Genomic DNA, 22,067 nt, shown 5'->3' with positions numbered 1-22,067 from the left:
GCTCCGCCTGTGGGAGCAAGGCTTGCCCGCGATGGCAGCGCAGCGGATCCAAGGGAAACAACTGCCCTATGCGCGTCACCAGCACTGCTCGCCATTGCCGGTCCTCGCGCAACCCCAGCGACCGGCTCATTTCACCTCTCCCAGATCGAACGTCATCGCAGCCGTCGGCTTCGCTCCCACCCGGTACCAGTCCAGCTTACGGGTCAATACCATGAACACACCGAGCAGACCGAACAGCAACAGCGAGCCCATCAGCAACGCGTAGTCCTCGGCACTCAACAATCCATAGAGCAAACCGTACAAGCCCGCCAACCCCGCCGAAAACCCCAGGCCGTGGCTCACGCTGCGCAACACATGACAGACATAGAACCCGATCAGCAGCACACAGGCGCTGGCTGACAGCAAATACGCCAGGGCAAAACCGATGTGTTCCGACAGGGACAGCAGCAACAGGTAAAAGAACGCCAGAGCCACGCCTACCAAGGCGTACTGGACCGGATGCACCGCCAGGCTCTTGAGCACTTCGAAGAGAAAGAACCCGGCAAACGTCAACGCTATGAACAGCAGTGCATATTTGATCGCCCGGTCGCTCTTGAGGTATTGGTCCACCGGGTCGATGAAACTCACACCAAAGGCACGGCTGCGAAACGCTTCACAGCCATCGCTTGGCTCGCAGGCTTGCAAGGTTTCCAGCAGGTTGGTAGAGAAAAACGAGGTCTGCCAGTCGGCACTGAAGCCCTGCTCATTGATGTCGCGCTGGGTAGGCAAGTAGTTGCCGATAAAGCTGGGGTGCGGCCAGTCGGCCGACAGGTGCACTTGGGTGGACTTACCTACCGGCAGAATCTGGAACTGACCGGTGCCTTGCAGCCGCAGGTCGAAACCGAAGGTCAGCTCAGTGCTGCCCTGGGCCGTGACCATTGGCAGCGGCACATGCACGCCCTGCCCCAGCCAGCCGATCCGCGAGCCGGGCAGGAAATCGACGGTCTGCTGGTTGAGCTTCAGGGTCAGTGCATTCTCGATACCGCGGATGTCGCTGATGCCCACGCTCAGATAGGGCTCGTCAAAGCGGTAGTCGGCAAAATCCTTGGTGGCCACGCCGAAACGCTCAGGCACCTTGAAGTGGCCGTCGATCCGGTTGTCGGCATGAAACAACCGCGCCTCGTAGATCCCGCGTGCACGGGTTTCTGTGCGGATCTGGCCGTCGACGTCCAATTGCTCCGGCAGAAAATACAACTCACCGCTTTGCTCGACAGTTTCCAGGAAACGCGCGCCGGTCTTCTCGTTGGTATTCCAGACCCGCACATCCTTGCGAAACGGCACCACGATCATCGGCCCGATGAGTTGCTGGCTGTGACTGGAACTGCGGGCGATGTCCTGCAGTACACCGTCGCGCAGTTCCTGACGCTCGTCGATGAGGCCGTTGATCATCAACAACGGGATCATCAGCAGGAGGATCAATAGGGCAATCATGCCCAGTTTTACGGCGAGGCTGCGGTTCATGTGGGGCTCTCCCTGTTCGAATGAGGGAGAGCTTGAGCCGGCTGTGTGCTGGGGTTATGGAGAGATTGTGGAGATTGTGTGGAGACTGCCCAAGGCTCGCTCCCACAGGGTTGTGTTCTGTCAGGCGGCAGAGGCGGTTTCAAGGCAACCGCAAAACCACCTCAACCCCACCCTCGACATTGCCAATACTGAACTCCCCGGCATGCAACTGCACCACTTCCTCCACAAAGTTGAGGCCCAACCCGGTGCTCTTGCGACCGCTGTCCGGACGCGGCAGGGAGTAGAAGCGTTCGCTCAGACGCGGCAAGGCGTAGTCGGGAATCGGTTCGGCCTGATTGAACAGCCGGATCTCGACGCGGTTGCCGACACGCTCGGCACTCATGCGCAACAACCCGTTGACGGGCGTGAAGTCCAGGGCGTTTTCCAGCAGATTGCCCAGGGCCTGACGCAACAGAAACGGCTCCCCCGTCAATGTCAGGTCCACGGCAATGTGCCGCTCGATCTGCAACTGCCGGCTTTCGATCCAGCCACTGCGGGCCTCCAGCAGTTCGTCCATCAATGCCGCCAGCGGCACGGCAACCTCTTCTTCCAGTCCCTGTCGCTGCTCGACCTGGGCCAGGTTGAGCAAACGCTCGATCAACTGCTGCATGCGCACGCTTTCGTTGTCGATGTTGCTGACGAAACGCAGACGCTGGGCCGTCGGCATGTCGCTCTGCAGCAACTCGGCGGCACCACGGATTGCCGCCAGCGGGCTCTTGAGTTCGTGAGTCAGGGTGTGCACGTAGCGCTCGACGTAAGCCTTGCCTTCCAGTTGGGTGCGCATGTGTTCCACCGCACCGGCCAGTTGCTCGAACTCGCCACCGCGATAATGCGGCACCTCTACCCGTTGCCCTTGGCTGACGGCCTCGGCATAAACAGTCAAACGCCGTAGCGCCGCGCTCAGCCACCACGACAACAAGGCGCCCAACAGCAGCCCCAGGCCGATCAACCCGGCGCCGTAAGCCAACAGGCGCCGCTCGGTGCGGTCGACATAGGGTTGCAGCGAACTGTTGGGCTTGGCCACGGTGACCACGCCGATAATCCGGCCGTTGTCGCGAATCGGCGCGCCAACGTGCATCACCGAAGACGTCGGATCATCGGCAACGCTGCGGGTCGAGCGTGCGCCGTATTGCCCGCGCAGGGTCAGGTAGACGTCGTTCCAGCGCGAATAATCCTGGCCCACCGCCACACCGCTGGAGTCGAGCACCACAATCCCCTTGGCGTCCGTGACGTAGATGCGATGGTTGACCTGGTTCTTTGGCAACCCCCAGATCGATGCTGCAGGCTGGCGCTCACCGTAAGCCTTGAGCAGTTGCGGCCAGCGGTTCTGGTTGAGGGTGCCGGCCTTGAAATCGTCCCGCAGGATCTCGGCCATCAGGTTAGCGGTGTCCACCAGGGTTTCTTCGGTGGACTGGCGCACGCCGGGGCGTATTTCTTCCATCACTGTGTTGAGGACGAAATACCCGGTCAAACCGATGAACAGCACATACACCAGGAAAATCCGGATGCCCAGCGACATCAGCTCTGCCCCGGGCTGTAGCTGTAGCCGAGGCCACGGTGAGTCTGGATCGGTTCAGCCTCGGCCCTGACCAGACGCAATTTGGCGCGCACGCTCTTGATGTGGCTGTCGATGCTGCGCTCGTAGCCGGCATCACTGGCCACACCCAGGGCGTCGAGCAGTTGTTCGCGGCTGAACACACGCTCGGGTTGCTCCAGCAGACAGTTCAACAGGCGGAATTCGTGACGGGTGAGGTTCAGCGGTCGGCCACGATAGTGGATCTGCACCCGCTCTGTGTCGACCTGAAATAGCCCGGCGCCCAGATCCGTGGGCGGTCGCGGCGCGACGCGCTTGAGGATGGCGCGGACCCTCGCCGCCACTTCCCGAGGGCTGAACGGTTTGACCACATAATCGTCGGCCCCGATCTCCAGCCCCACTACCCGGTCGATCTCAGCATCCCGGGCTGTAAGAAAGATGACCGGAACGTCGCTGAAACGTCTGAGATTTTTGCACGTCTCGAATCCACTGATATCCGGCAGGCCCACGTCGAGGATGATCAGGTCCGCCGGGGTGCTTTTCTGATGCTCAAGCGCAGCCGCGCCAAGGCTCAGCCAGGTGGTGCCGAAACCCTCCCCTTGCAGGGCAAACACCAGCGTATCGGCAATGGCGGCTTCGTCTTCGACAATCAGAATGTGAGGCATGGCGTCCGCGCCCGACAGTAAAGTTGCCGGAACGGTGCCCCAACCCCGGGGGCACGTCAATCAGGGAAATCAGCAGTCGGGCTTGTCAGCGGTAAAACGTCGGGCCGGGTTCACCGCCGCATCAAACTCGCGCAGGGCCTTGGCGCCGATCAGCAGCGGGTAGTTGAAGCTGCTGCGGTCCGTCAGGTTGACCTCAACGGTCCGCTTGACATCACCCAGGCACATTTCAAGCTCCACCACCGGACGTTTGCTGGGGGCAGCCGATTCGTCGTCTTCATCTTCTTCCGAACGGGTCTTGATCTTGCTGATGCGTGCGACCTTGTGCTCAAAGAGCTTGTTGCTCGCACCTTTGGTCGCCAGGCGGAAACGCACCCAGTCCTCGCCGTCGCGAGTAAAGGTTTCGATGTCCTTGGCCGACAGCGAGGCCGTCAGGGCGCCGGTGTCCATCTTGGCCTTGAGCACCTCACCGCCGATTTCCGGCAGCGCGATGTATTCGTAGCGCCCGTAAAGAGTCGGTTCGGCGGCCAGCACTGGAAGGGCCACCAGGGAAAGCAGAGCGAGAAGGGATTTCACGTAATGGACTTCCTTTGTATGGGTGGGCAGCGGGATTTTAGACCGTGGGCTGTGAATTCGTTCGGTTGGCGTCAAGAACATCTCTGCCGGGGAAAGGGGGTCTGTGGGAGCAAAGCTTGCTCGCGATACGGCCACCACGGTTCCAGAGAAATAGCGTTACTTTCATCGCGAGCAAGCTTTGCTCCCACAGATCACTTCGCTCGCCACAGGTTGCTCGTTTCACCTCGATTTGGCCTGCCGCCCGAAGCTGCTTATCATGGCCCGCCCACCTGTTTGCAAGAGTTATTTATGCGCCGCCTGCTCACCGGCTGTTTTGTCACCCTTCTGCTGTTACTCAACACCCTGGTGCTGTTCGGGCCGTTGATGGTGTTCGCGTTGCTCAAACTGGTCCTGCCCGGGCGTCTTCGCGACTGCGCCTCGTGGGCAGTGATGTGGATCGCCGAAACCTGGGCCGAAATCGACAAACTGATCTTCGCCCTGTGCATCCCCACCCGCTGGGACATACGCGGCGGCGGCGACTTGCGCCGCGACACCTCTTATCTGGTGATCAGCAATCACCAGTCCTGGGTCGACATCCCCGCGCTGATCCAGGCCCTCAACCGGCATACGCCGTTCTTCAAGTTTTTCCTCAAGAAAGAGCTGATCTGGGTACCGTTCCTGGGCCTGGCCTGGTGGGCGCTGGATTACCCTTTCATGAAACGCTACACCAAGGCCTTCCTGGCAAAAAATCCGGAGCTGGCAGGCAAAGACCTGGAAATCACCCGTCAGGCCTGCGAGCTGTTCAAGCGCCAACGAGTCACCGTGGTGAATTACCTCGAAGGCACACGCTTCACCGCCGCCAAGAGCCAACAGCAACAGTCTCCCTTCACACACCTGCTCAAACCCAAGGCCGGTGGCGTGGCATTCGTGCTGGCGGCGCTGGGCGAGCAACTGGACGCGGTGCTGGACGTGACGGTGGTGTACCCCCAGGAACGGACGCCGGGGTTCTGGGATTTAATCAGCGGTGCGGTGCCGAAGGTCATTATCGACATCCAGACCCGCGAGCTGGACCCGGCGCTGTGGCAGGGCGATTACGAAAACGATCCGGTGTTTCGCCAGCATGTCCAGAACTGGGTGAACCAGCTCTGGATCGAAAAAGATCAGCGCATCGCTGCCTTGCGCAACGAGCGCGGCTGATCAGATACCCGCGCCTGCCCCCCAGATGCCACCCAGGTTCTGCAGCAGCGAACTGGCCACGCCCTGCTGGCCGAGGTATTCAAGGATCACCGGGGCAAACTGGCCGATCATGCCGCTGTCCATGCCCAGCGCGCTGAAGGCGTTGTTCAGGTCGTGGGTGTCCTTGACGTTACCCAGCAGGCCGTCGAGCAAGGCGTTCTTGTCCGACCCGCCACCGAGCAAACCGCCCAGGCCACCCAAGCCATTCAGCCCACCGATAGCGTTGTTGCCAGCGATCTGATCCAGGCCCGGCACGCTTTTGCTCAATTCGGAAAACTGCGGCTCACTGAGTCGGTTCTTCGCCAGCCCCAGCATCGCACCAGCACCGCCGATGGCCTGTTCCGGGGTGATCTTGAGCTCCGAGCCCAGGGTATTGAGCAACCCGGCGGCTTGCGGCGCAGCTGCCACCGCGCCCTCCCCCGGCTGATCGCCCTGCATCGCCGCCACCGCATTGGCCGCATCACTGAGGCTGAACTGCGCGAAGGCCGGGCTGCTTGCCAGCGCGAGCAGGCAAGACAGTGCAAAACCTCGTGAAACCTTCATCCGGGACATCCTCTTGAGCATGAAAAAACCGCTCATAAAGAGCGGCGTAAAGCGTGCGTTGGACTGGGGTCCAGGGGGATTGTTCCCTGCTGCCCTGCTCATCGCCCCCAAGCCCTCGACGTCCTCCACGACTTCGGTATTGCCTACTGTCAATGTTGACAGTAGGCAGCTGTTCATACGGACTCTAAGCTGCAGCCGTGACAACGAAAAACAAGGCTATGGGCAAACCACAGTCCCTGTGCCTTTCTTCATTCGGGCAAGCAGGAAGAATAAAAATGAACGACCGAATCAAAGGAACCGTTAAATGGTTTAACGATGCAAAGGGCTATGGCTTCATTACCTGCGGCAAAGGAGGCGAGGAGTTGTTCGTTCATTACTCGGCAATAGCTGGCGAGGGTTATAAAACATTGAAACAGAAACAGACTGTTTCGTTTGAAATCGAGAAGGGTGATAAAGGCATGCAGGCTCTGAGAGTGACGCCGGAATAACCCTCGGTTTATTCAGGTCCTTCCCCTGAAACGTCGCATGAAAACCCGCAAGGCTATTTCCTTTTAGTCTGACCCACTGTCATTTCTGACAGTAGGCCCAAGCACGACGCTCAGCGATCATCGTTGCTCCAATCAACAAGCGAGTACCTGAAATGCGCGGTTTAATAGTTTGCTTACTTTCCGTCGCTGGACTCCTGGGCGTGACCCATGCTGCGAACGCAACAAGCTGTCCCGCCGTAGGGGAAATTGTGTTTCGTTTAATGCCAGAGACCATTCCCGGCCGACCGGTCTACGAGGAGTATTCTGTGAAGGACTCCTCTGGAAAAGTTATCTGGCGGGGCGAGGCCGTGGGCCCTAACTTTCTACAACCGATGTACCAAATGACGTTAACAACGCCCACGCCTGTAGCAAACACCTGCTTATATAGTTACCGGGAGCAGTATGTGGATGAGGGCCCTCCCCCTCAGCAGGCTTGGAGGAATAAACAGCTGACACTCAATAAACAACCTTGAGGGCAACCTATCAAATAAAAAGGGCGACATCACTGTCGCCCTTTTTCCGTCTTGCCTACCGCTTAGGCCGCACTGAACATCTTGTGCGGATCGATCACAAACTTCTTCGGTACGCCTGCATCGAACTCGCCGTAGCCTTTAGGCGCGTCGTCCAGGCTGATGACCTGTACGCCGACGATTTCTGCGATGTTGATGCGATCCCACATGATGGCTTGCATCAGTTGGCGGTTGTACTTCATCACCGGGGTCTGGCCGGTGTGGAAGCTGTGGGACTTGGCCCAGCCCAGACCGAAACGGATGCTCAGGCTACCCATTTTTGCCGCGGCATCGACCGCGCCCGGGTCTTCGGTGACGTAGAGGCCGGGGATGCCGATCTTGCCGGCTACGCGAACCACACCCATCAACGAGTTGAGCACGGTGGCCGGAGCTTCGTGCTTGACGCCTTCATGGCCGTGACCACGGGCTTCGAAGCCCACCGCGTCAACGGCGCAGTCGACTTCCGGTTCGCCCAGCAGCGCGGCGATCTGTTCGTGCAGCGGGGTGTCTTTGGACAGGTCGGCGATTTCAAAACCCTGGGCCTTGGCGTGGGCCAGGCGGATCGGGTTGACGTCACCGATAATGACCACAGCGGCACCCAGCAGGCGGGCGGAAGCGGCAGCCGCCAGGCCAACCGGACCGGCACCCGCGATGTAGACGGAGCTGCCAGGACCAACGCCGGCGGTGACGGCGCCGTGGTAGCCGGTCGGCAGGATGTCGGACAGGCAGGTCAGGTCGCGGATTTTCTCCATGGCCTTGTCGCGGTCCGGCAGCTTCAACAGGTTGAAATCCGCGTATGGCACCAGCACGTATTCGGCCTGGCCGCCGGTCCAGTCACCCATGTCCACATAACCGTAGGCACCGCCGGCACGGGCCGGGTTGACGGTCAGGCAGACGCCGGTGTGTTGTTCTTTGCAGGAACGGCAGCGCCCGCAGGCCACGTTGAACGGAACAGACACCAGGTCGCCGATCTTCAGGTTTTCGACGTCGTTGCCCTTTTCGATCACTTCACCGGTGATTTCGTGGCCCAGGACCAGGCCGGTCTGAGCGGTGGTGCGGCCGCGCACCATGTGCTGGTCGGAGCCGCAGATGTTGGTGGATACCACGCGCAGGATGACGCCGTGCTCGATCTTCCTGCCACGCGGGTCCTGCATTTTTGGATAGTCGATTTTCTGTACTTCGACCTTGCCGTTGCCGAGATACACGACACCACGATTGCCAGACATGCTTTCACCTCGCTGTTGTTTTTATGAAACTGCGTTGCCCAGGCAGGCAGCGCGTTGATTGCTCGGGTAGTGCTTGTGTCTTGTTTCTTTGTTGTCTGTAAGGGCCTCATCGCGAGCAAGCTCGCTCCCACAGTGGATTGTGGGTGTCATCAGAATCTGTATAACGACGCAGATCCTGTGGGAGCGAGCTTGCTCGCGAATGGGCTGCGAAGCGGCCCCAAAAATCTAAAGAACGACCGTGCGATTGGCGTTCAAAAACACCCTTTTCTCAATGTGATACCCCACCGCCCGGGCCAGGGTCAGCCCTTCGATGTCCCGGCCCTTGGCGATCAGGTCTTCGGGATAGTGGCTGTGGTCCACCACTTCCACGCCCTGGGCGATGATCGGGCCTTCGTCCAGGTCGTTGTTGATGTAGTGCGCCGTGGCGCCGACCAGTTTCACGCCTTTGTTGTAGGCCTGGTGATACGGCTTGGCGCCCTTGAAGCCCGGCAGCAGCGAGTGATGGATGTTGATCGCCTTGCCGTCGAGCTTGCGACACAGCTCCGGCGACAGCACTTGCATGTAGCGGGCGAGAATCACCAGCTCGGCGCCGGTGTCTTCGATCACCTGCCACACCTGCCGCTCCTGGGAGGGCTTGTCGTTCGGGTCCAAGGGGAAATGGTAGTACGGAATCTGGTGCCAGTCGGCCAGCGGCTTGAGGTCCGGGTGGTTGGACACCACGGCCACGACGTCCATGGACAACTGGCCGATGCGCTGACGGTAGAGCAAGTCGTTGAGGCAGTGATCGGCCTTGGAGACCATGATCACCACTTTGGGCCGGTAGTTGGGTGGCGTCAGTTCGAAGATCATGCCAAAGGCTTGCGCACGTTCGGCCAGGCCGGCCCGGAAGTTTTGCTCATCAAAACCGTCGGGTTGGCGGAACTCCACACGAATGAAAAAACGCGCTGAGAGCCGGTCGTCGAAGGAATGATGCTCGGTGACGTAGCAGCCCTGCTCGAACAGAAAGCGCGTCACCGCGTCCACCGTGCCGAGCACGCTGGGGCAGTCGGCAGTCAAGATCCATGTGTCTGGGGCGCGGCTCATTGCAGTGACTCCTGTGGCGAGGGGATTTATCCCCGTCGGGCTGCGAAGCAGCCCCAAAAAGCTTGATGTGATCGGCCTGACGTACTGAGGTGGCAGGTTTGGGGTCTGCTGCGCAGCCCAACGGGGATAAATCCCCTCGCCACAAAAGGACAGCGTCCAACCCTAGTCAGGCCTGCACGCTCAACCCATACTCAGCCGCGGCATCCTGCAACCACAGCCACCAGTAATCGGAGAAGCTGCGGCGAATCACCAGTTCCCAGGTGTCTTCGCCCGTGTGGCGGATCACCAGTTGCGACTTGGCGAACACCGTGCCCACGGCTTTGCCCACCGGGAAATTGCTTGGGTGTACGTCATAGCTGGTGGATTTCATCAGCACGTCGCGCACATTCGGGCCGGACAGTTCGAGGATCTGCTGACCGCCGCTGACGTTGACGATCTGGATATGCAGATCGCCCAGGGCTTCGCGCAGGTTTTTCTCGGCGGCAAATTCTTCGCCACTGGGCACCACCAGCAGCCACTCGTCCGGGCCGAGCCATTGCAGGCTGGTTTCGCCCTTGACGATGACGGTCAGCGCGCCCGGCAGCTCCAGGCCCAGGGCCTTGTGCACGCCAGCAGCGAACGCAGGGTCATGACCATCGCCACGGATGGTCAAGTGGCCCAGGAGTTTCTTCTCGCGCACGGTCACGCCGGCGTTCTTGCGACCCTTGCCCACCAGGCTGGCGAGGTCGGCATGGTGCAGCGACGACTCGGCCTTGGCCCCGGTGGTTGGGCGTTGTTGGTACACGTTGACTGCGGTCATATGGAGCACCTGTCTCGTAGATTGATCGTTCCCACGCTCTGCGTGGGAATGCCGCCATGGACGCTCTGCGTCCGCTTTTGGGACGCGGAGCGTCCCGGGATGCATTCCCACGCGGAGCGTGGGAACGATCAGGTATCAAATATTCTGCCGATCCCCCTTCGGATCGAAGAACACCGAAGAAACAATCTCTGCCTCGATCACGCTGCCGTCGGCCAGTGGCGCGAACACGCGTTCGCCCATCCGCTTGAGGCCGCCCTTGACCACGCCCATGGCAAATGAATAACCCAGGGAGTTGTGGGCGTAGCTGGACGTCACATGACCGACCATGGTCATCGGGATCGCCTGCTTGGTGTTGAACACCAGTTGCGCACCTTCCGGCAGCCAGACATTCGGGTCGATCGGCTTGAGGCCCACCAGTTGCTTGCGGTCCTCACGCACACAGTCTTCGCGATTCATGCCACGCCAGCCGATCCACGAGAACGGTTTGGTCCGGCCTACACACCAGCCCATGTTCAGGTCGTCCGGGGTCATCGAGCTGTCAGTGTCCTGACCGACAATGATGAAGCCCTTCTCGGCCCGCAATACGTGCATGGTCTCGGTGCCATACGGGGTCAGGTTGTATTTCTTCCCGGCCTCGACGATCTGCTCGAGCACGCCCATGGCGTAGTCGGCCTGCACGTTGACTTCGTACGACAGTTCACCGGTGAACGAGATACGGAACACCCGCGCCGGTACACCACCCACCAGGCCTTCTTTCCAGGTCATGAACGGGAAAGCGTCCTTGTCCAGGTCGATGTCGGTGACTTCGCTCAGCAGCTTGCGGCTGTTGGGGCCCGACAGAGTCATGGTCGCCCAGTGGTCGGTAACCGAAGTGAAGTACACCTTCAGGTCCGGCCATTCGGTCTGGTGATAGATCTCCAGCCATTGCAGCACGCGCGCCGCGCCGCCAGTGGTGGTGGTCATCACGAAATGGTTGTCCGCCAGACAGGCCGTCACGCCATCGTCGAAGACCATGCCGTCTTCCTTGCACATCAAACCGTAGCGGGCCTTGCCCACGTCGAGCTTGGTCCAGGCGTTGGTGTACACGCGGTTAAGGAACTCGCGGGCGTCCGGGCCCTGGATATCGATCTTGCCCAGAGTCGAGGCATCCAGCAGGCCGACGCTATCGCGCACGGCTTTGCATTCGCGCTTGACAGCAGCGTGCATGTCTTCGCCGTTCTTCGGGAAGTACCAAGGGCGCTTCCACTGGCCGACGTCTTCGAATTCAGCACCGTTTTTCACATGCCAGGCATGCAGCGCGGTGAAGCGTACCGGTTCGAAGATGTGCCCGCAGTGCCGCCCGGCTATCGCGCCGAAGGTCACCGGCGTGTAGTTCGGGCGGAACATGGTGGTGCCCATCTGCGGGATGCTCACGTTCAGCGAGCGAGCCGCGATGGCCAGGCCGTTGACGTTGCCCAGCTTGCCCTGGTCAGTACCAAAGCCCAGTGCGGTGTAGCGCTTGACGTGTTCGACCGACTCGAAGCCTTCGCGGGTGGCGAGTTCGATGGCGGCGGCAGTGACGTCGTTCTGCAGGTCGACGAATTGCTTCGGCGCCCGTGCAGTGGATTTTTCATGCGGCACCTGGAACAGCGCCAGGGTCGGTTCTTCCTGGCGGCTCAGGGCTTTGGGCAACACACCCTCCACCGCTTTGAAACCGGCTTCGTTGGCCGCGCGCACGCCACCTTCGAAACCATCGGCCAAGGTGTCACCCAGGCTGTAGACGCCATTCACGCCGCCGACGCACACGCGCTTCTGCGGTGCTTCGCCCGGTACGAAACCAAGGATGTCTTCGCGCCAGATCGGCTTGCCGCCCAGGTGCGAAGCCAGGTGAACCACTGGGCTGTAGCCGCCGGAGCTGGCCACCAGGTCGCAGTCCAGCCATTCGCCGGGACTGGTGACCTTGTGCGCCTTGACGTCGATGGCGGCGATGCGGGCCCCGGTGACGCGCTTGCTGCCACGAGCCTCGATCACGGCGCTGCCGGTGAGGATGCGGATGCCTTTGGCACGCGCCTCTTCCACCAGCGCACCACGCGGGTTGCTGCGGGCGTCGGCGATGGCCACCACTTGCAGGCTGGCGTCGAGCCAGTCCAGCGCCACGCGATAGGCGTGGTCGTTGTTGGTGCTCAGTACCAGTTTCTTGCCCGGTGCCACGCCATAGCGGCGCACGTAGGTGGAGACCGCGCCGGCCAGCATGTTGCCCGGTACGTCGTTGTTGCCGTAGACCAGCGGCCGTTCGCAGGCACCAGTCGCCAGCACCACGCGCTTGGCGCGGACCCGGTTGATGCGCTGGCGGACCTGGCCGATTGGCGCGCGATCACCCAGGTGGTCGGTGAGGCGCTCGTGGATGGTCAGGAAGTTATGGTCGTGGTAACCGTTCACCGTGGCGCGCGGCAACAGCACCACATCTGGCATCGACTTGAGCTCAGCAACAACAGCAGCCACCCATTCGGTCGCCGGTTTGCCATCCAGGCTCTCGCGGGAATCGAGCAGGCTGCCGCCGAACTCTTCCTGCTCGTCGGCCAGGATCACCCGCGCACCGCTGCGGGCCGCGGCCAATGCGGCGGCCAGGCCAGCAGGGCCGGCGCCGACAACCAGCACGTCGCAATGACGGTTCATGTAGTCGTAGGTGTCCGGGTCGTTCTCGGTCGGCGAGCGACCCAGGCCCGCGGCCTTGCGGATGTACTTTTCGTAAGTCATCCAGAACGATTGCGGGTACATGAAGGTTTTGTAGTAGAAGCCCGGCGGCATCAGCTTGCCGCCGACCTTGCCGAGAATACCCATCATGTCGTTGTTCACGTTCGGCCAGCCGTTGGTGCTGGTGGCGACCAACCCTTGATACAGCGCCTGTTGCGTGGCGCGCACGTTAGGGATCTGCGTGGCTTCGGTGGCGCCGATCTGCAGTACCGCGTTCGGCTCTTCGGCGCCGGCGGCAAAGATGCCACGCGGACGGGAATACTTGAAGCTGCGGCCGATGATGTCAACGCCGTTGGCCAGCAGTGCAGCGGCCAGGGAATCGCCCTCGAAGCCTTTATAGGTCTGACCGTTGAAGGTGAAGCTCAGCACTTTGTTGCGGTCGATCCGTCCGCCGTTGGACAGGCGATTGATCTGGCTCATACCTTCTCTCCCAGAGCCTGCGCGGCCGCTTTCGGACTGTCAGCCTTGTCGGTGAATTGCGGCTTTTGGCCGATCTTGTAGGTTTCCAGAATCTCGTAGGTCACGGTGTCACGGGTCACGTTGAAATACTGGCGGCAGCCGGCGACGTGGTCCCACAGCTCATGGTGCAACCCGCGCGGGTTGTCACGAAAGAACATGTAGTCGCCCCACTGCTCGTCGGTGCAGGCATTCGGATCCAGCGGACGCGGGATGTGCGCCTGGCCGGATGCATGGAATTCCTCTTCGGAGCGCAGTTCGCCGCAGTGAGGACAGAAGATGTGCAACATAGGGATTTCTCCTGTTAGTGGGCGACGGCAGCAGCGCCGTGTTCGTCGATCAGTGCACCGTTGTGGAAACGGTCGATGGAAAACGGCGCGGCCAGCGGGTGCATTTCACCCTTGGCCAGGCTTGCAGCGAAGACGTTGCCCGAGCCCGGGGTGGCCTTGAAGCCGCCAGTGCCCCAACCGCAGTTGAAGAACATGTTCGGCACCGGGGTCTTGGAAATGATCGGGCAGGCGTCCGGCGTAGTGTCGACGATGCCGCCCCATTGGCGGTTCATGCGTACACGGGACAACACCGGGAACATCTCGACGATGGCCTGAACCGTGTGTTCGATCACCGGGTACGAGCCACGCTGGCCGTAGCCGTTGTAGCCGTCGATACCGGCACCGATCACCAGGTCGCCCTTGTCGGACTGGCTGATGTAGCCGTGCACCGCGTTGGACATGATCACGCTGTCGATAATCGGCTTGATCGGCTCGGACACCAGCGCTTGCAGCGGGTGGGATTCGATCGGCAGGCGGAAGCCCGCGAGCTTGGCCATGTGTCCGGAGTTACCGGCGGTGACCACACCGACGCGCTTGGCGCCGATGAAGCCCTTGTTGGTTTCCACACCGATGCACACGCCGTTTTCCTTGCGGAAACCGATCACTTCGGTCTGCTGGATCAGGTCCACGCCCAACGCGTCCGCCGCCCGGGCAAAGCCCCAGGCCACGGCATCGTGACGGGCCACGCCGCCGCGACGCTGGACGGTGGCGCCCATCACCGGGTAGCGGGTGTTTTTCGAGCAATCCAGGTACGGAATCTCGTCGGCCACTTGTTTGGCGTTGAGCAGCTCGCCGTCCACGCCGTTGAGGCGGTTGGCACTGACGCGACGCTCGGAATCACGAATGTCCTGCAGGGTATGGCACAGGTTGTAGACACCACGCTGGGAGAACATCACGTTGTAGTTCAGGTCCTGGGACAGGCCTTCCCAGAGTTTCATCGCATGTTCGTACAGGTGGGCCGATTCGTCCCACAGGTAGTTGGAGCGCACGATGGTGGTGTTGCGCGCGGTGTTACCGCCGCCCAGCCAGCCCTTCTCGACCACGGCCACGTTGGTGATGCCGTGTTCCTTGGCCAGGTAGTAGGCGGTCGCCAGACCATGCCCGCCACCGCCGACAATGACCACGTCGTAGACCTTTTTCGGGGTCGGCGTGCGCCACATCCGCTGCCAGTTTTCATGATGGCTGAGAGAGTGTTTGAAGAGGCCGAAGCCCGAATAGCGTTGCATAGTGATTACTCCAAAACCGACTCAGCGATAAACCGGGAAGTCCGCGCACAGCGCCGCCACTTGCTGGGCAACATTGGCCTCGACATCGGCGTCGCCGAGGTTGTCGAGGATGTCGCAGATCCAGCCGGCCAGCGTCACGCACTGGGTGACCTTGAAGCCGCGCGTGGTCACCGCCGGGGTGCCAATGCGCAGGCCCGAGGTCACGAACGGCGATTGCGGGTCGTTCGGCACGGCATTCTTGTTGACAGTGATGTGCGCGCGGCCCAGGGCGGCGTCGGCGTCCTTGCCGGTCAGGCCCTGACGAATCAGGCTGACCAGGAACAGGTGGTTATCGGTACCGCCGGACACTACATCGTAGCCGCGCTTGATGAACACGCCAGCCATGGCCTGGGCGTTATCGATTACTTGCTGCTGGTAGGCCTTGAAGCCTGGCTCCGCCGCTTCCTTGAAGCACACCGCCTTGCCGGCGATGACGTGCATCAGCGGGCCGCCCTGGGCACCGGGGAATACCGCAGCGTTGAGCTTCTTCTCGATCTCTTCGTTGGCCTTGGCCAGGATCAGGCCACCACGCGGACCGCGCAGAGTCTTGTGAGTGGTGGTGGTGACCACGTCGGCGTAAGGCAGTGGGTTCGGGTACAGACCGGCAGCGACCAGACCGGCGACGTGGGCCATGTCGACGAACAGCAGGGCACCGACCTTGTCGGCGATCTGGCGGAAACGTGGGAAATCCAGGGTCTTGGAGTAAGCCGAGAAGCCGGCGACGATCATCTTCGGCTTGTGCTCGACCGCCAGGCGCTCGACTTCGTCGTAGTCGATCAGGCCGGTGGTGGTGTCGATGCCGTACTGAACCGCGTTGTAGAGCTTGCCCGAAGACGACACCTTGGCACCGTGGGTCAGGTGACCGCCGTGGGCCAGGCTCATGCCCAGGATGGTATCGCCGGCCTGCAGCAAGGCCAGGTACACGGCGCTGTTGGCCGAAGACCCGGAGTGCGGCTGGACGTTGGCGTAGTCGGCGCCGAACAACTGCTTGGCGCGCTCGATAGCCAGGGCCTCGACTTTGTCGACGTGTTCGCAGCCACCGTAGTAGCGCTTGCCCGGATAGCCTTCGGCGTATTTGTTGGTCAAGCCGCTGCCCTGGGCCTGCATCACACGCTTGCTGGTGTAGTTCTCTGACGCGATCAGCTCGATGTGATCTTCCTGGCGTTGCTCCTCGGCATTCATCGCCGCCAGCAGTGCATCGTCGTAACCCTGGATCTGGTCTTGCTTGCTGAACATCGCGTCTCTCCCAGCGGCGGCGGTGCGCCTTTCGTCTCGGTGAGGCACTGACCACCGTTCGGTCGTGCCCTTTGGAAGCGATGGTATGGCCGGCGCAGGCAGGTCAAATGCCTATGGACGCCACGCAAAGGTGCGTTTACGACATGCGCTCAAAGAGTCGGGGAGCAAGGCCTGTGGGATAGCACTGTGTTATCCCACAGGCCTTGCTCCCATAGGGCTATGCGGCGATCTGGCGAACCGCGAGCAACAGCAGGAAATGCGCGGGATACAGACCGTAGGCCCAGCGCCGCATGGGCGGAGGATGAAAACGACCAGCGTGTCGCAAAAGCACCAGCCCAAGCCATGGCGCAAACAGACACGCCACCAACCCGCCGATCGCCACCGCATCCCCCAGCCAGGCCGCGCCATACAGCACCCGCCACTGGTTGGCCGCCAGGCACACCAAGCCTGGCAACAACGCGAAATACCAGGGCCGGCGAAATACCAGCAACATCGCTAGCGGCAGCAGGACGCCGAAAAAACCGAACATCAGCCGCGAGGAAAACAGCGCCGCCAGCAGCAACGCCCCCGCCGCCAGCAAATGCGCTTCCAGCGTATGGGTTTGCCAACTACGCGCCACCAGCAACCCGAGGGTCAGGGTCGGCAGCACGTTCAAGGTAGCCGGCACAGGAATAAATAACCGATAAGGAATTTCGCTCACTGAGCTGAACAGCAACAGCCAGCCCAGGTAACGCCATGAGCTCGCACTGGCCCCGTTGCGCGCCAGGTTCGCCGCCATCGCCAGGCAGAACCAGGGAAACGCCAGACGTCCCGGCACATACAACCAATCGGCGGAGTAACCGACATATCGCAGATGATCGAGCACCATCGCCAACAGAGCCAACCACTTGAGCAGGTCCAAGGCTCCGTCGCGTCGGTTCATGGGTACAGCCGCCCTAGCGGTTTTGTGAGTTTCTGACAGAAACATCCAGTGTGTTCCCCCGCGAATCTTGGGTAAAGTGCGCACCACTATCGACCACCGCGTGCCGGACTCAAAGCACGCCGGACCACGGAATTCTCCATCCGGGAATTCTGTCAGGGATCTCTTACCCAGGACTCTCTATTTCAGGAGCAAGGCCATGACCGACAAGAGTCAACAATTCGCCAGCGACAACTATTCCGGCATTTGCCCCGAAGCCTGGGCGGCCATGGAAGAAGCCAACCAGGGTCATCAGCGCGCCTATGGCGATGATGAGTGGACCCACCGCGCGGCGGATGATTTCCGTGCCTTGTTCGAAACCGACTGCGAAGTATTCTTCGCGTTCAACGGCACCGCGGCCAACTCCCTGGCGCTGTCCTCGCTGTGCCAGAGTTACCACAGCGTGATCTGCTCGGAAACCGCCCACGTCGAAACTGACGAATGCGGCGCGCCGGAGTTCTTTTCCAATGGTTCCAAGCTGCTGGTGGCGCGCACCGAAAATGGCAAGCTGACCCCGGACTCGATCCGCGAGATCGCCCTCAAGCGCCAGGACATCCACTACCCCAAGCCCCGCGTTGTGACCCTGACCCAGGCCACGGAAGTTGGCAGCGTCTATACCCCGGAAGAAATCCGCGCCATCAGCGCCACCTGCAAGGAACTGGGGCTGAACCTGCACATGGACGGCGCACGATTCTCCAACGCCTGCGCCTTCCTTGGCTGCTCACCGGCAGACCTGACCTGGAAAGCCGGGGTGGATGTGCTGTGCTTTGGCGGGACGAAAAACGGCATGGCGGTGGGTGAAGCGATCCTGTTCTTCAACCACGACCTGGCAGAAGACTTCGACTATCGCTGCAAACAGGCCGGGCAGTTGGCCTCGAAGATGCGCTTTCTCTCGGCGCCCTGGGTCGGCCTGCTGCAAAACGACGCCTGGCTCAAGCACGCCCGGCACGCCAACCACTGCGCCCAACTGCTGGCGCAACTGGTAAGCGACATCCCAGGCGTGGAACTGATGTTCCCGGTCCAGGCCAACGGCGTATTCCTGCAACTCTCGGAACCGGCCATCGCCGCGCTGACCGCCAAGGGCTGGCGCTTCTACACCTTCATCGGCAAGGGCGGCGCGCGGTTCATGTGCTCGTGGGACACCGAAGAAGCGCGAGTGCGGGAATTGGCGGTGGATATTCGGGAAGTGATGAGCGCCTGAGGCAACGACTGACATGATGATCGTTCCCACGCTCTGCGTGGGAACGCCTCTACGGACGCTCCGCGTTCGGCTCTTGGGGACGCAGAGCGTCCCTGGCTGCATTCCCACGCAGGAGCGTGGGAATGATCATCGAGGGTGTGCGGACTATTCCCACCCGCCTCGTGCCCTCTTCGTCTATCGCCAAACGTCTCGAAGACTGCAACATGGTCATTCCCCGCAGCAAAGGAATGCATCCCATGGGCCGGAGCCGCTACGTCATCACCGAACCCGACAAGCCCCACTTTCTCACCTGCACATTGATGGAATGGCTGCCGCTGTTCATTCGCCCCTACCTCGTCGATCACTTGCTCGGGTGCTGGCGCTATCAGCAAACCCATCAGAATTTGCAACTGTTCGGCTATGTCGTTCTGGAAAACCATCTGCATTTCGTTGCCCAGGCTCCGAACCTGAGCAAGTGTCTGCGTCAGTTCAAATCCTTTACGGCACGCCAGATTATCGACGACCTGCAAAGCAAAGGCGCTGAGCGAGCTTTGCAACGCCTGCGGTTCAGCAAACGAGCCCATAAGCAGGACAGGGTTTATCAGCTCTGGCAAGAAGGCTCACACGCGGAGCAGATTTATAGCGAAACGGTAATGCGCCAGAAGCTGGACTACATCCATTTCAACCCGGTGAAACGTGGATATGTGGAATTACCGGAACATTGGCGCTATTCCAGTGCGCGTAATTATGCGGGAATGGAAGGGTTGATTGAGATTCAGCGGTGGTATTAGCCCATAGACAGCAGACTGCGACGAAGCTGGGACGCAGAGCGCCCCTGGTTGCATTCCCACGCAGGAGCGTGGGAACGATCAGGTCGCGATGGCTGTGAAATCGATCGTTCCTCACGCTCTGCGTGGGAATGCAGCCCGGGACGCTCCGCGCTCCCCTTGCGCCGAGCATGTGTCAGAACTCGATCCGCACATCCCCCTTCGGCACGCTGCAGCACGACAGGATGTAACCTTCGGCCTCGTCGTCTTCGGTGATACCGCCGTTGTGGTCCATCTCCACTTCCCCGCCCAGTTTCAAAACCTTGCAGGTGCCGCAGATGCCCATACCGCAGGCTTTGGGAATCATCATGCCGAGCTTGGCGGCGGCGGCGTGGACGGTTTCTCCCGGCCCCACGCGAATACTCTTGCCAGAGGCGGTGAACTCCACCAGATGTAGGTCCGCCACATCGACTTCCGGGGCGTCGGCAGCCTGTTCGGCCTGTTCCACCGCGTCGGCGCGAGCTTCCGGTGGCGTGGCGCCGAAGGACTCCTCGTGGTAACGCGTCATGTCGAAGCCAGCGGCTTCCAGCAGGCGCTTGACCGCGTTCATGTAGGGCGTCGGGCCACAGCAAAACACTTCGCGCTCCAGGAAGTCCGGCGCCATCAGCTCCAGCATCTTGTGGTTCAGATAGCCGCGATACCCGGCCCAAGGCTCGCCCAGCCCATGTTTTTCGCAGATCAGGTGCAGGTTGAAGTTATCGATCCGCGACGCCATGTGTTCCAGCTCGCGGTGATAGATGATGTCCTTGGGCGAGCGGGCGCTGTGGATAAACACCATGTCGACGTTGGCATTGGTGTCGTAGTACCAGCGCGCCATGGACATCACCGGCGTGATGCCGACACCGCCACTGAGGTAAAGCACCTTGGGGTTGGAGAAGTCGATGGCATTGAACAGGCCGACCGGCCCGTGCACCGCCAGCTCCTGGCCTTCGTGCAGGGTGTCGTGCAGCCAGTTGGAAACCTTGCCCCCCGGTACGCGCTTGATGGTCACCGAAAAACTGTAGGGCACCGACGGCGAGCTGGAGATGGTGTAGGAGCGCATGATCGGCTGACCTTCGATTTCAAGCTCCAGGGTGACGAATTGCCCCGGCTTGAAAAAGAACAGAATCGGCTGATCAGCCATGAAACAAAAGGTGCGCACATCCCAGGTTTCCTGGATGACTTTGACGCAACGGACAATGTGACGACCATTGGCCCAGGTCTGGGTGGTTACCGGGTTCAGGAAGCTGTTGGACATGCTGATCTCCACGGCCGACTGTCGGCCTCTTATGAGGCGATTCTGCGTATAGCGCGAATCGCCCATTTACCTATCTGCGACATTCACATGCTTACCGCGACCAGCCCCCAACGACCGGACCTTGCGCGTCGGGAACAGATTGGGCCATGTCGCCCATGGATAAGGTTCGCCCCCTGCGCGGCCCCACACTCGCCCCAACAGATAAATAATATTTTCTGCCTTGCGTAGCACATTTGATTAGCCACTTTCGCCGGCCACGTAGAGGGCCATGAGGATAAAACGATGGACGTCACCGCAACCCTGAGCCTGGGCGATCCGCTGGAACCCGCACGCAAGGCCACCGCGCAAATGCTGCAGGAACGCGAGCGCACTTTCTCGCTGCCGCAGCCGTTCTACTCCGATGAGCGCCTGTTTGATATCGACATGCAGGAAATCTTCCAGAAGGAATGGTTGATCGCCGGCATGACCTGCGAAATTCCGACCAAGGGCAACTACCTGACCCTGCAGGTTGGCAAGAACCCGATCATCGTGATTCGCGGCGCCGACGGCGTGGTGCATGCGTTCCACAACGTCTGCCGGCACCGGGGCTCGCGGCTGTGCACCAGCGACAAGGGCAAGGTCGCCAAGCTGGTCTGCCATTACCACCAGTGGACCTACGAGCTGGACGGTCGCCTATTGTTCGCCGGCACCGAAATGGGCGCCGATTTCGACATGAACCAGTACGGCTTGAAGCCAGTGAACGTGAAGACCGCCGGTGGCTACATCTTCATCAGCCTGGCGGAGAACCCACCGGCCATCGACGACTTCCTGGCGACCTTGACCCATTACATGGAACCCTATGACATGGAAAACACCAAGGTGGCGGTGCAAACCACCTTGATGGAAAAGGCCAACTGGAAGCTGGTGCTGGAAAACAACCGCGAGTGCTACCACTGCGGCGGCGCGCACCCGGAACTGCTCAAGACCCTGCTGGAATGGGACGACGTCACCGACCCACGGGCCGACCAGGCATTCAAGGACCATGTAGCGGCCTCCGCCGCAGCCTGGGAAGCCGAGAAAATCCCTTACGCCCACGCCAGTTTCGGCCTGCGCAACCGTATCGTGCGCATGCCGCTGCTCAAGGGCACCGTGTCGATGACCATGGACGGCAAGCAGGGCTGCGCCAAACTGATGGGCCGCATCAAGAACCCGGACCTGGGCTCGATGCGTATCCTGCACCTGCCCCACTCGTGGAACCACTGCATGGGCGACCACATCATCGTGTTCACTGTGTGGCCGATCAGCGCCCAGGAGACCATGGTCACCACCAAGTGGATCGTACACAAGGACGCGGTCGAAGGCGTGGACTACGACGTGGCACGCATGCGCCAGGTCTGGGACGCCACCAACGACCAGGACCGTCGCCTGGCCGAAGAAAACCAGCGCGGCATCAACTCCACCGCCTACCAGCCAGGCCCGTACTCCAAGACTTATGAGTTCGGCGTGGTGAACTTCGTCGACTGGTACAGCGAGCGCATGCTCAACAACCTGGGGGCGGAACCTGCGCCGTACCTCAAGGGCGTTCCGGTCCAGGGCTGACAGCAAAAGCATCGCGAGCAGGCTCGCTCCCACAAAGGATCTTTGGCGCACCGAA

The 22,067-nt window shown here is 61.0% G+C and carries 19 protein-coding genes; 5 read left to right on the top strand and 14 right to left on the bottom strand.

The window, feature by feature from the left end; translation table 11 throughout:
- Positions 1–126: 126 nt before the first annotated feature.
- The 4 genes from creD to HQ912_RS03535 all read right to left on the bottom strand — a co-directional run bounded on the left by creD (position 127) and on the right by HQ912_RS03535 (position 4,311).
- Positions 127–1,500 carry a cell envelope integrity protein CreD gene (creD, locus tag HQ912_RS03550; RefSeq protein WP_160893945.1) on the bottom strand — a complete coding sequence of 458 codons (1,374 nt, stop codon included), beginning with the start codon at positions 1,498–1,500 and terminating at the stop codon, positions 127–129.
- A 139-nt stretch (positions 1,501–1,639) separates the two neighbouring features.
- Entirely contained in the window at positions 1,640–3,058 is a 1,419-nt protein-coding gene (creC, locus tag HQ912_RS03545) for a two-component system sensor histidine kinase CreC (protein ID WP_173406476.1), read from the bottom strand.
- Entirely contained in the window at positions 3,058–3,738 is a 681-nt protein-coding gene (gene creB / locus HQ912_RS03540; RefSeq protein WP_173406475.1) for a two-component system response regulator CreB, read from the bottom strand. Before creB ends, creC begins: the two co-directional genes overlap by 1 nt.
- A gap of 69 nt (positions 3,739–3,807) precedes the next feature.
- Positions 3,808–4,311, bottom strand: a complete 504-nt coding sequence (locus HQ912_RS03535) for an ATP-dependent zinc protease (protein WP_047228137.1) — start codon at positions 4,309–4,311, stop codon at positions 3,808–3,810.
- Positions 4,312–4,599: 288 nt separating this feature from the next.
- On the opposite strand from HQ912_RS03535, the gene HQ912_RS03530 reads away from it, so the two are divergent.
- A complete protein-coding gene (locus tag HQ912_RS03530; protein ID WP_076383404.1) occupies positions 4,600–5,487 on the top strand; it encodes an acyltransferase in 888 nt (295 codons plus the stop codon).
- Here the strand turns inward: HQ912_RS03530 and HQ912_RS03525 are convergent, their stop codons facing one another.
- Positions 5,488–6,069: a DUF2780 domain-containing protein gene (locus tag HQ912_RS03525; RefSeq protein WP_047228139.1), complete on the bottom strand. Its 582-nt coding sequence runs from the start codon at positions 6,067–6,069 to the stop codon at positions 5,488–5,490.
- 275 nt (positions 6,070–6,344) lie between these two features.
- Between HQ912_RS03525 and HQ912_RS03520 the strand changes: the two genes are divergently transcribed.
- Positions 6,345–6,557: a cold-shock protein gene (locus HQ912_RS03520; RefSeq protein WP_107323020.1), complete on the top strand. Its 213-nt coding sequence runs from the start codon at positions 6,345–6,347 to the stop codon at positions 6,555–6,557.
- A gap of 574 nt (positions 6,558–7,131) precedes the next feature.
- Here HQ912_RS03520 and fdhA read toward each other — a convergent pair.
- The 8 genes from fdhA to HQ912_RS03480 form a co-directional block, all read right to left on the bottom strand.
- A complete protein-coding gene (gene fdhA, locus HQ912_RS03515) occupies positions 7,132–8,331 on the bottom strand; it encodes a formaldehyde dehydrogenase, glutathione-independent (protein WP_047228141.1) in 1,200 nt (399 codons plus the stop codon).
- Positions 8,332–8,556: 225 nt separating this feature from the next.
- Positions 8,557–9,414: a formyltetrahydrofolate deformylase gene (purU, locus tag HQ912_RS03510; protein WP_160893951.1), complete on the bottom strand. Its 858-nt coding sequence runs from the start codon at positions 9,412–9,414 to the stop codon at positions 8,557–8,559.
- A 166-nt stretch (positions 9,415–9,580) separates the two neighbouring features.
- Positions 9,581–10,213, bottom strand: a complete 633-nt coding sequence (locus tag HQ912_RS03505; protein ID WP_076383401.1) for a sarcosine oxidase subunit gamma — start codon at positions 10,211–10,213, stop codon at positions 9,581–9,583.
- A gap of 135 nt (positions 10,214–10,348) precedes the next feature.
- Entirely contained in the window at positions 10,349–13,366 is a 3,018-nt protein-coding gene (locus HQ912_RS03500; RefSeq protein ID WP_047228144.1) for a sarcosine oxidase subunit alpha, read from the bottom strand.
- Entirely contained in the window at positions 13,363–13,692 is a 330-nt protein-coding gene (locus HQ912_RS03495) for a sarcosine oxidase subunit delta (protein WP_003206305.1), read from the bottom strand. Before HQ912_RS03495 ends, HQ912_RS03500 begins: the two co-directional genes overlap by 4 nt.
- A gap of 14 nt (positions 13,693–13,706) precedes the next feature.
- The gene (locus tag HQ912_RS03490) at positions 13,707–14,957 is read right to left on the bottom strand and encodes a sarcosine oxidase subunit beta (RefSeq protein ID WP_003177603.1); all 1,251 of its coding nucleotides are present in this window, start codon (positions 14,955–14,957) and stop codon (positions 13,707–13,709) included.
- A 21-nt stretch (positions 14,958–14,978) separates the two neighbouring features.
- The gene (glyA, locus tag HQ912_RS03485) at positions 14,979–16,232 is read right to left on the bottom strand and encodes a serine hydroxymethyltransferase (RefSeq protein WP_047228145.1); all 1,254 of its coding nucleotides are present in this window, start codon (positions 16,230–16,232) and stop codon (positions 14,979–14,981) included.
- Positions 16,233–16,449: 217 nt separating this feature from the next.
- Positions 16,450–17,154 carry a TraX family protein gene (locus HQ912_RS03480; RefSeq protein WP_173406474.1) on the bottom strand — a complete coding sequence of 235 codons (705 nt, stop codon included), beginning with the start codon at positions 17,152–17,154 and terminating at the stop codon, positions 16,450–16,452.
- Positions 17,155–17,350: 196 nt separating this feature from the next.
- Here HQ912_RS03480 and HQ912_RS03475 point away from each other — a divergent pair, with 196 nt between their 5' ends.
- On the top strand, positions 17,351–18,391 hold the full coding sequence (locus HQ912_RS03475) for a threonine aldolase family protein (RefSeq protein WP_047228147.1): 1,041 nt from the start codon (positions 17,351–17,353) through the stop codon (positions 18,389–18,391).
- 236 nt (positions 18,392–18,627) lie between these two features.
- Positions 18,628–19,161 (top strand): REP-associated tyrosine transposase, encoded by a 534-nt coding sequence (locus HQ912_RS03470; protein ID WP_160894082.1) that lies wholly within the window; start codon positions 18,628–18,630, stop codon positions 19,159–19,161.
- A gap of 172 nt (positions 19,162–19,333) precedes the next feature.
- Here the strand turns inward: HQ912_RS03470 and gbcB are convergent, their stop codons facing one another.
- Entirely contained in the window at positions 19,334–20,434 is a 1,101-nt protein-coding gene (gene gbcB, locus HQ912_RS03465; protein WP_047228148.1) for a glycine-betaine demethylase subunit GbcB, read from the bottom strand.
- A 282-nt stretch (positions 20,435–20,716) separates the two neighbouring features.
- On the opposite strand from gbcB, the gene gbcA reads away from it, so the two are divergent.
- On the top strand, positions 20,717–22,012 hold the full coding sequence (gene gbcA, locus HQ912_RS03460) for a glycine-betaine demethylase subunit GbcA (protein WP_047228149.1): 1,296 nt from the start codon (positions 20,717–20,719) through the stop codon (positions 22,010–22,012).
- Positions 22,013–22,067: the final 55 nt, after the last annotated feature.

It is taken from the genome of Pseudomonas sp. MPDS (assembly GCF_013283895.1).
Taxonomy (GTDB): Bacteria; Pseudomonadota; Gammaproteobacteria; order Pseudomonadales; family Pseudomonadaceae; genus Aquipseudomonas; species Aquipseudomonas rhizophila.
The sequence above is the reverse complement of the archived record's forward strand: the minus strand, read 5'-3'. Positions and strand labels throughout refer to the sequence as shown.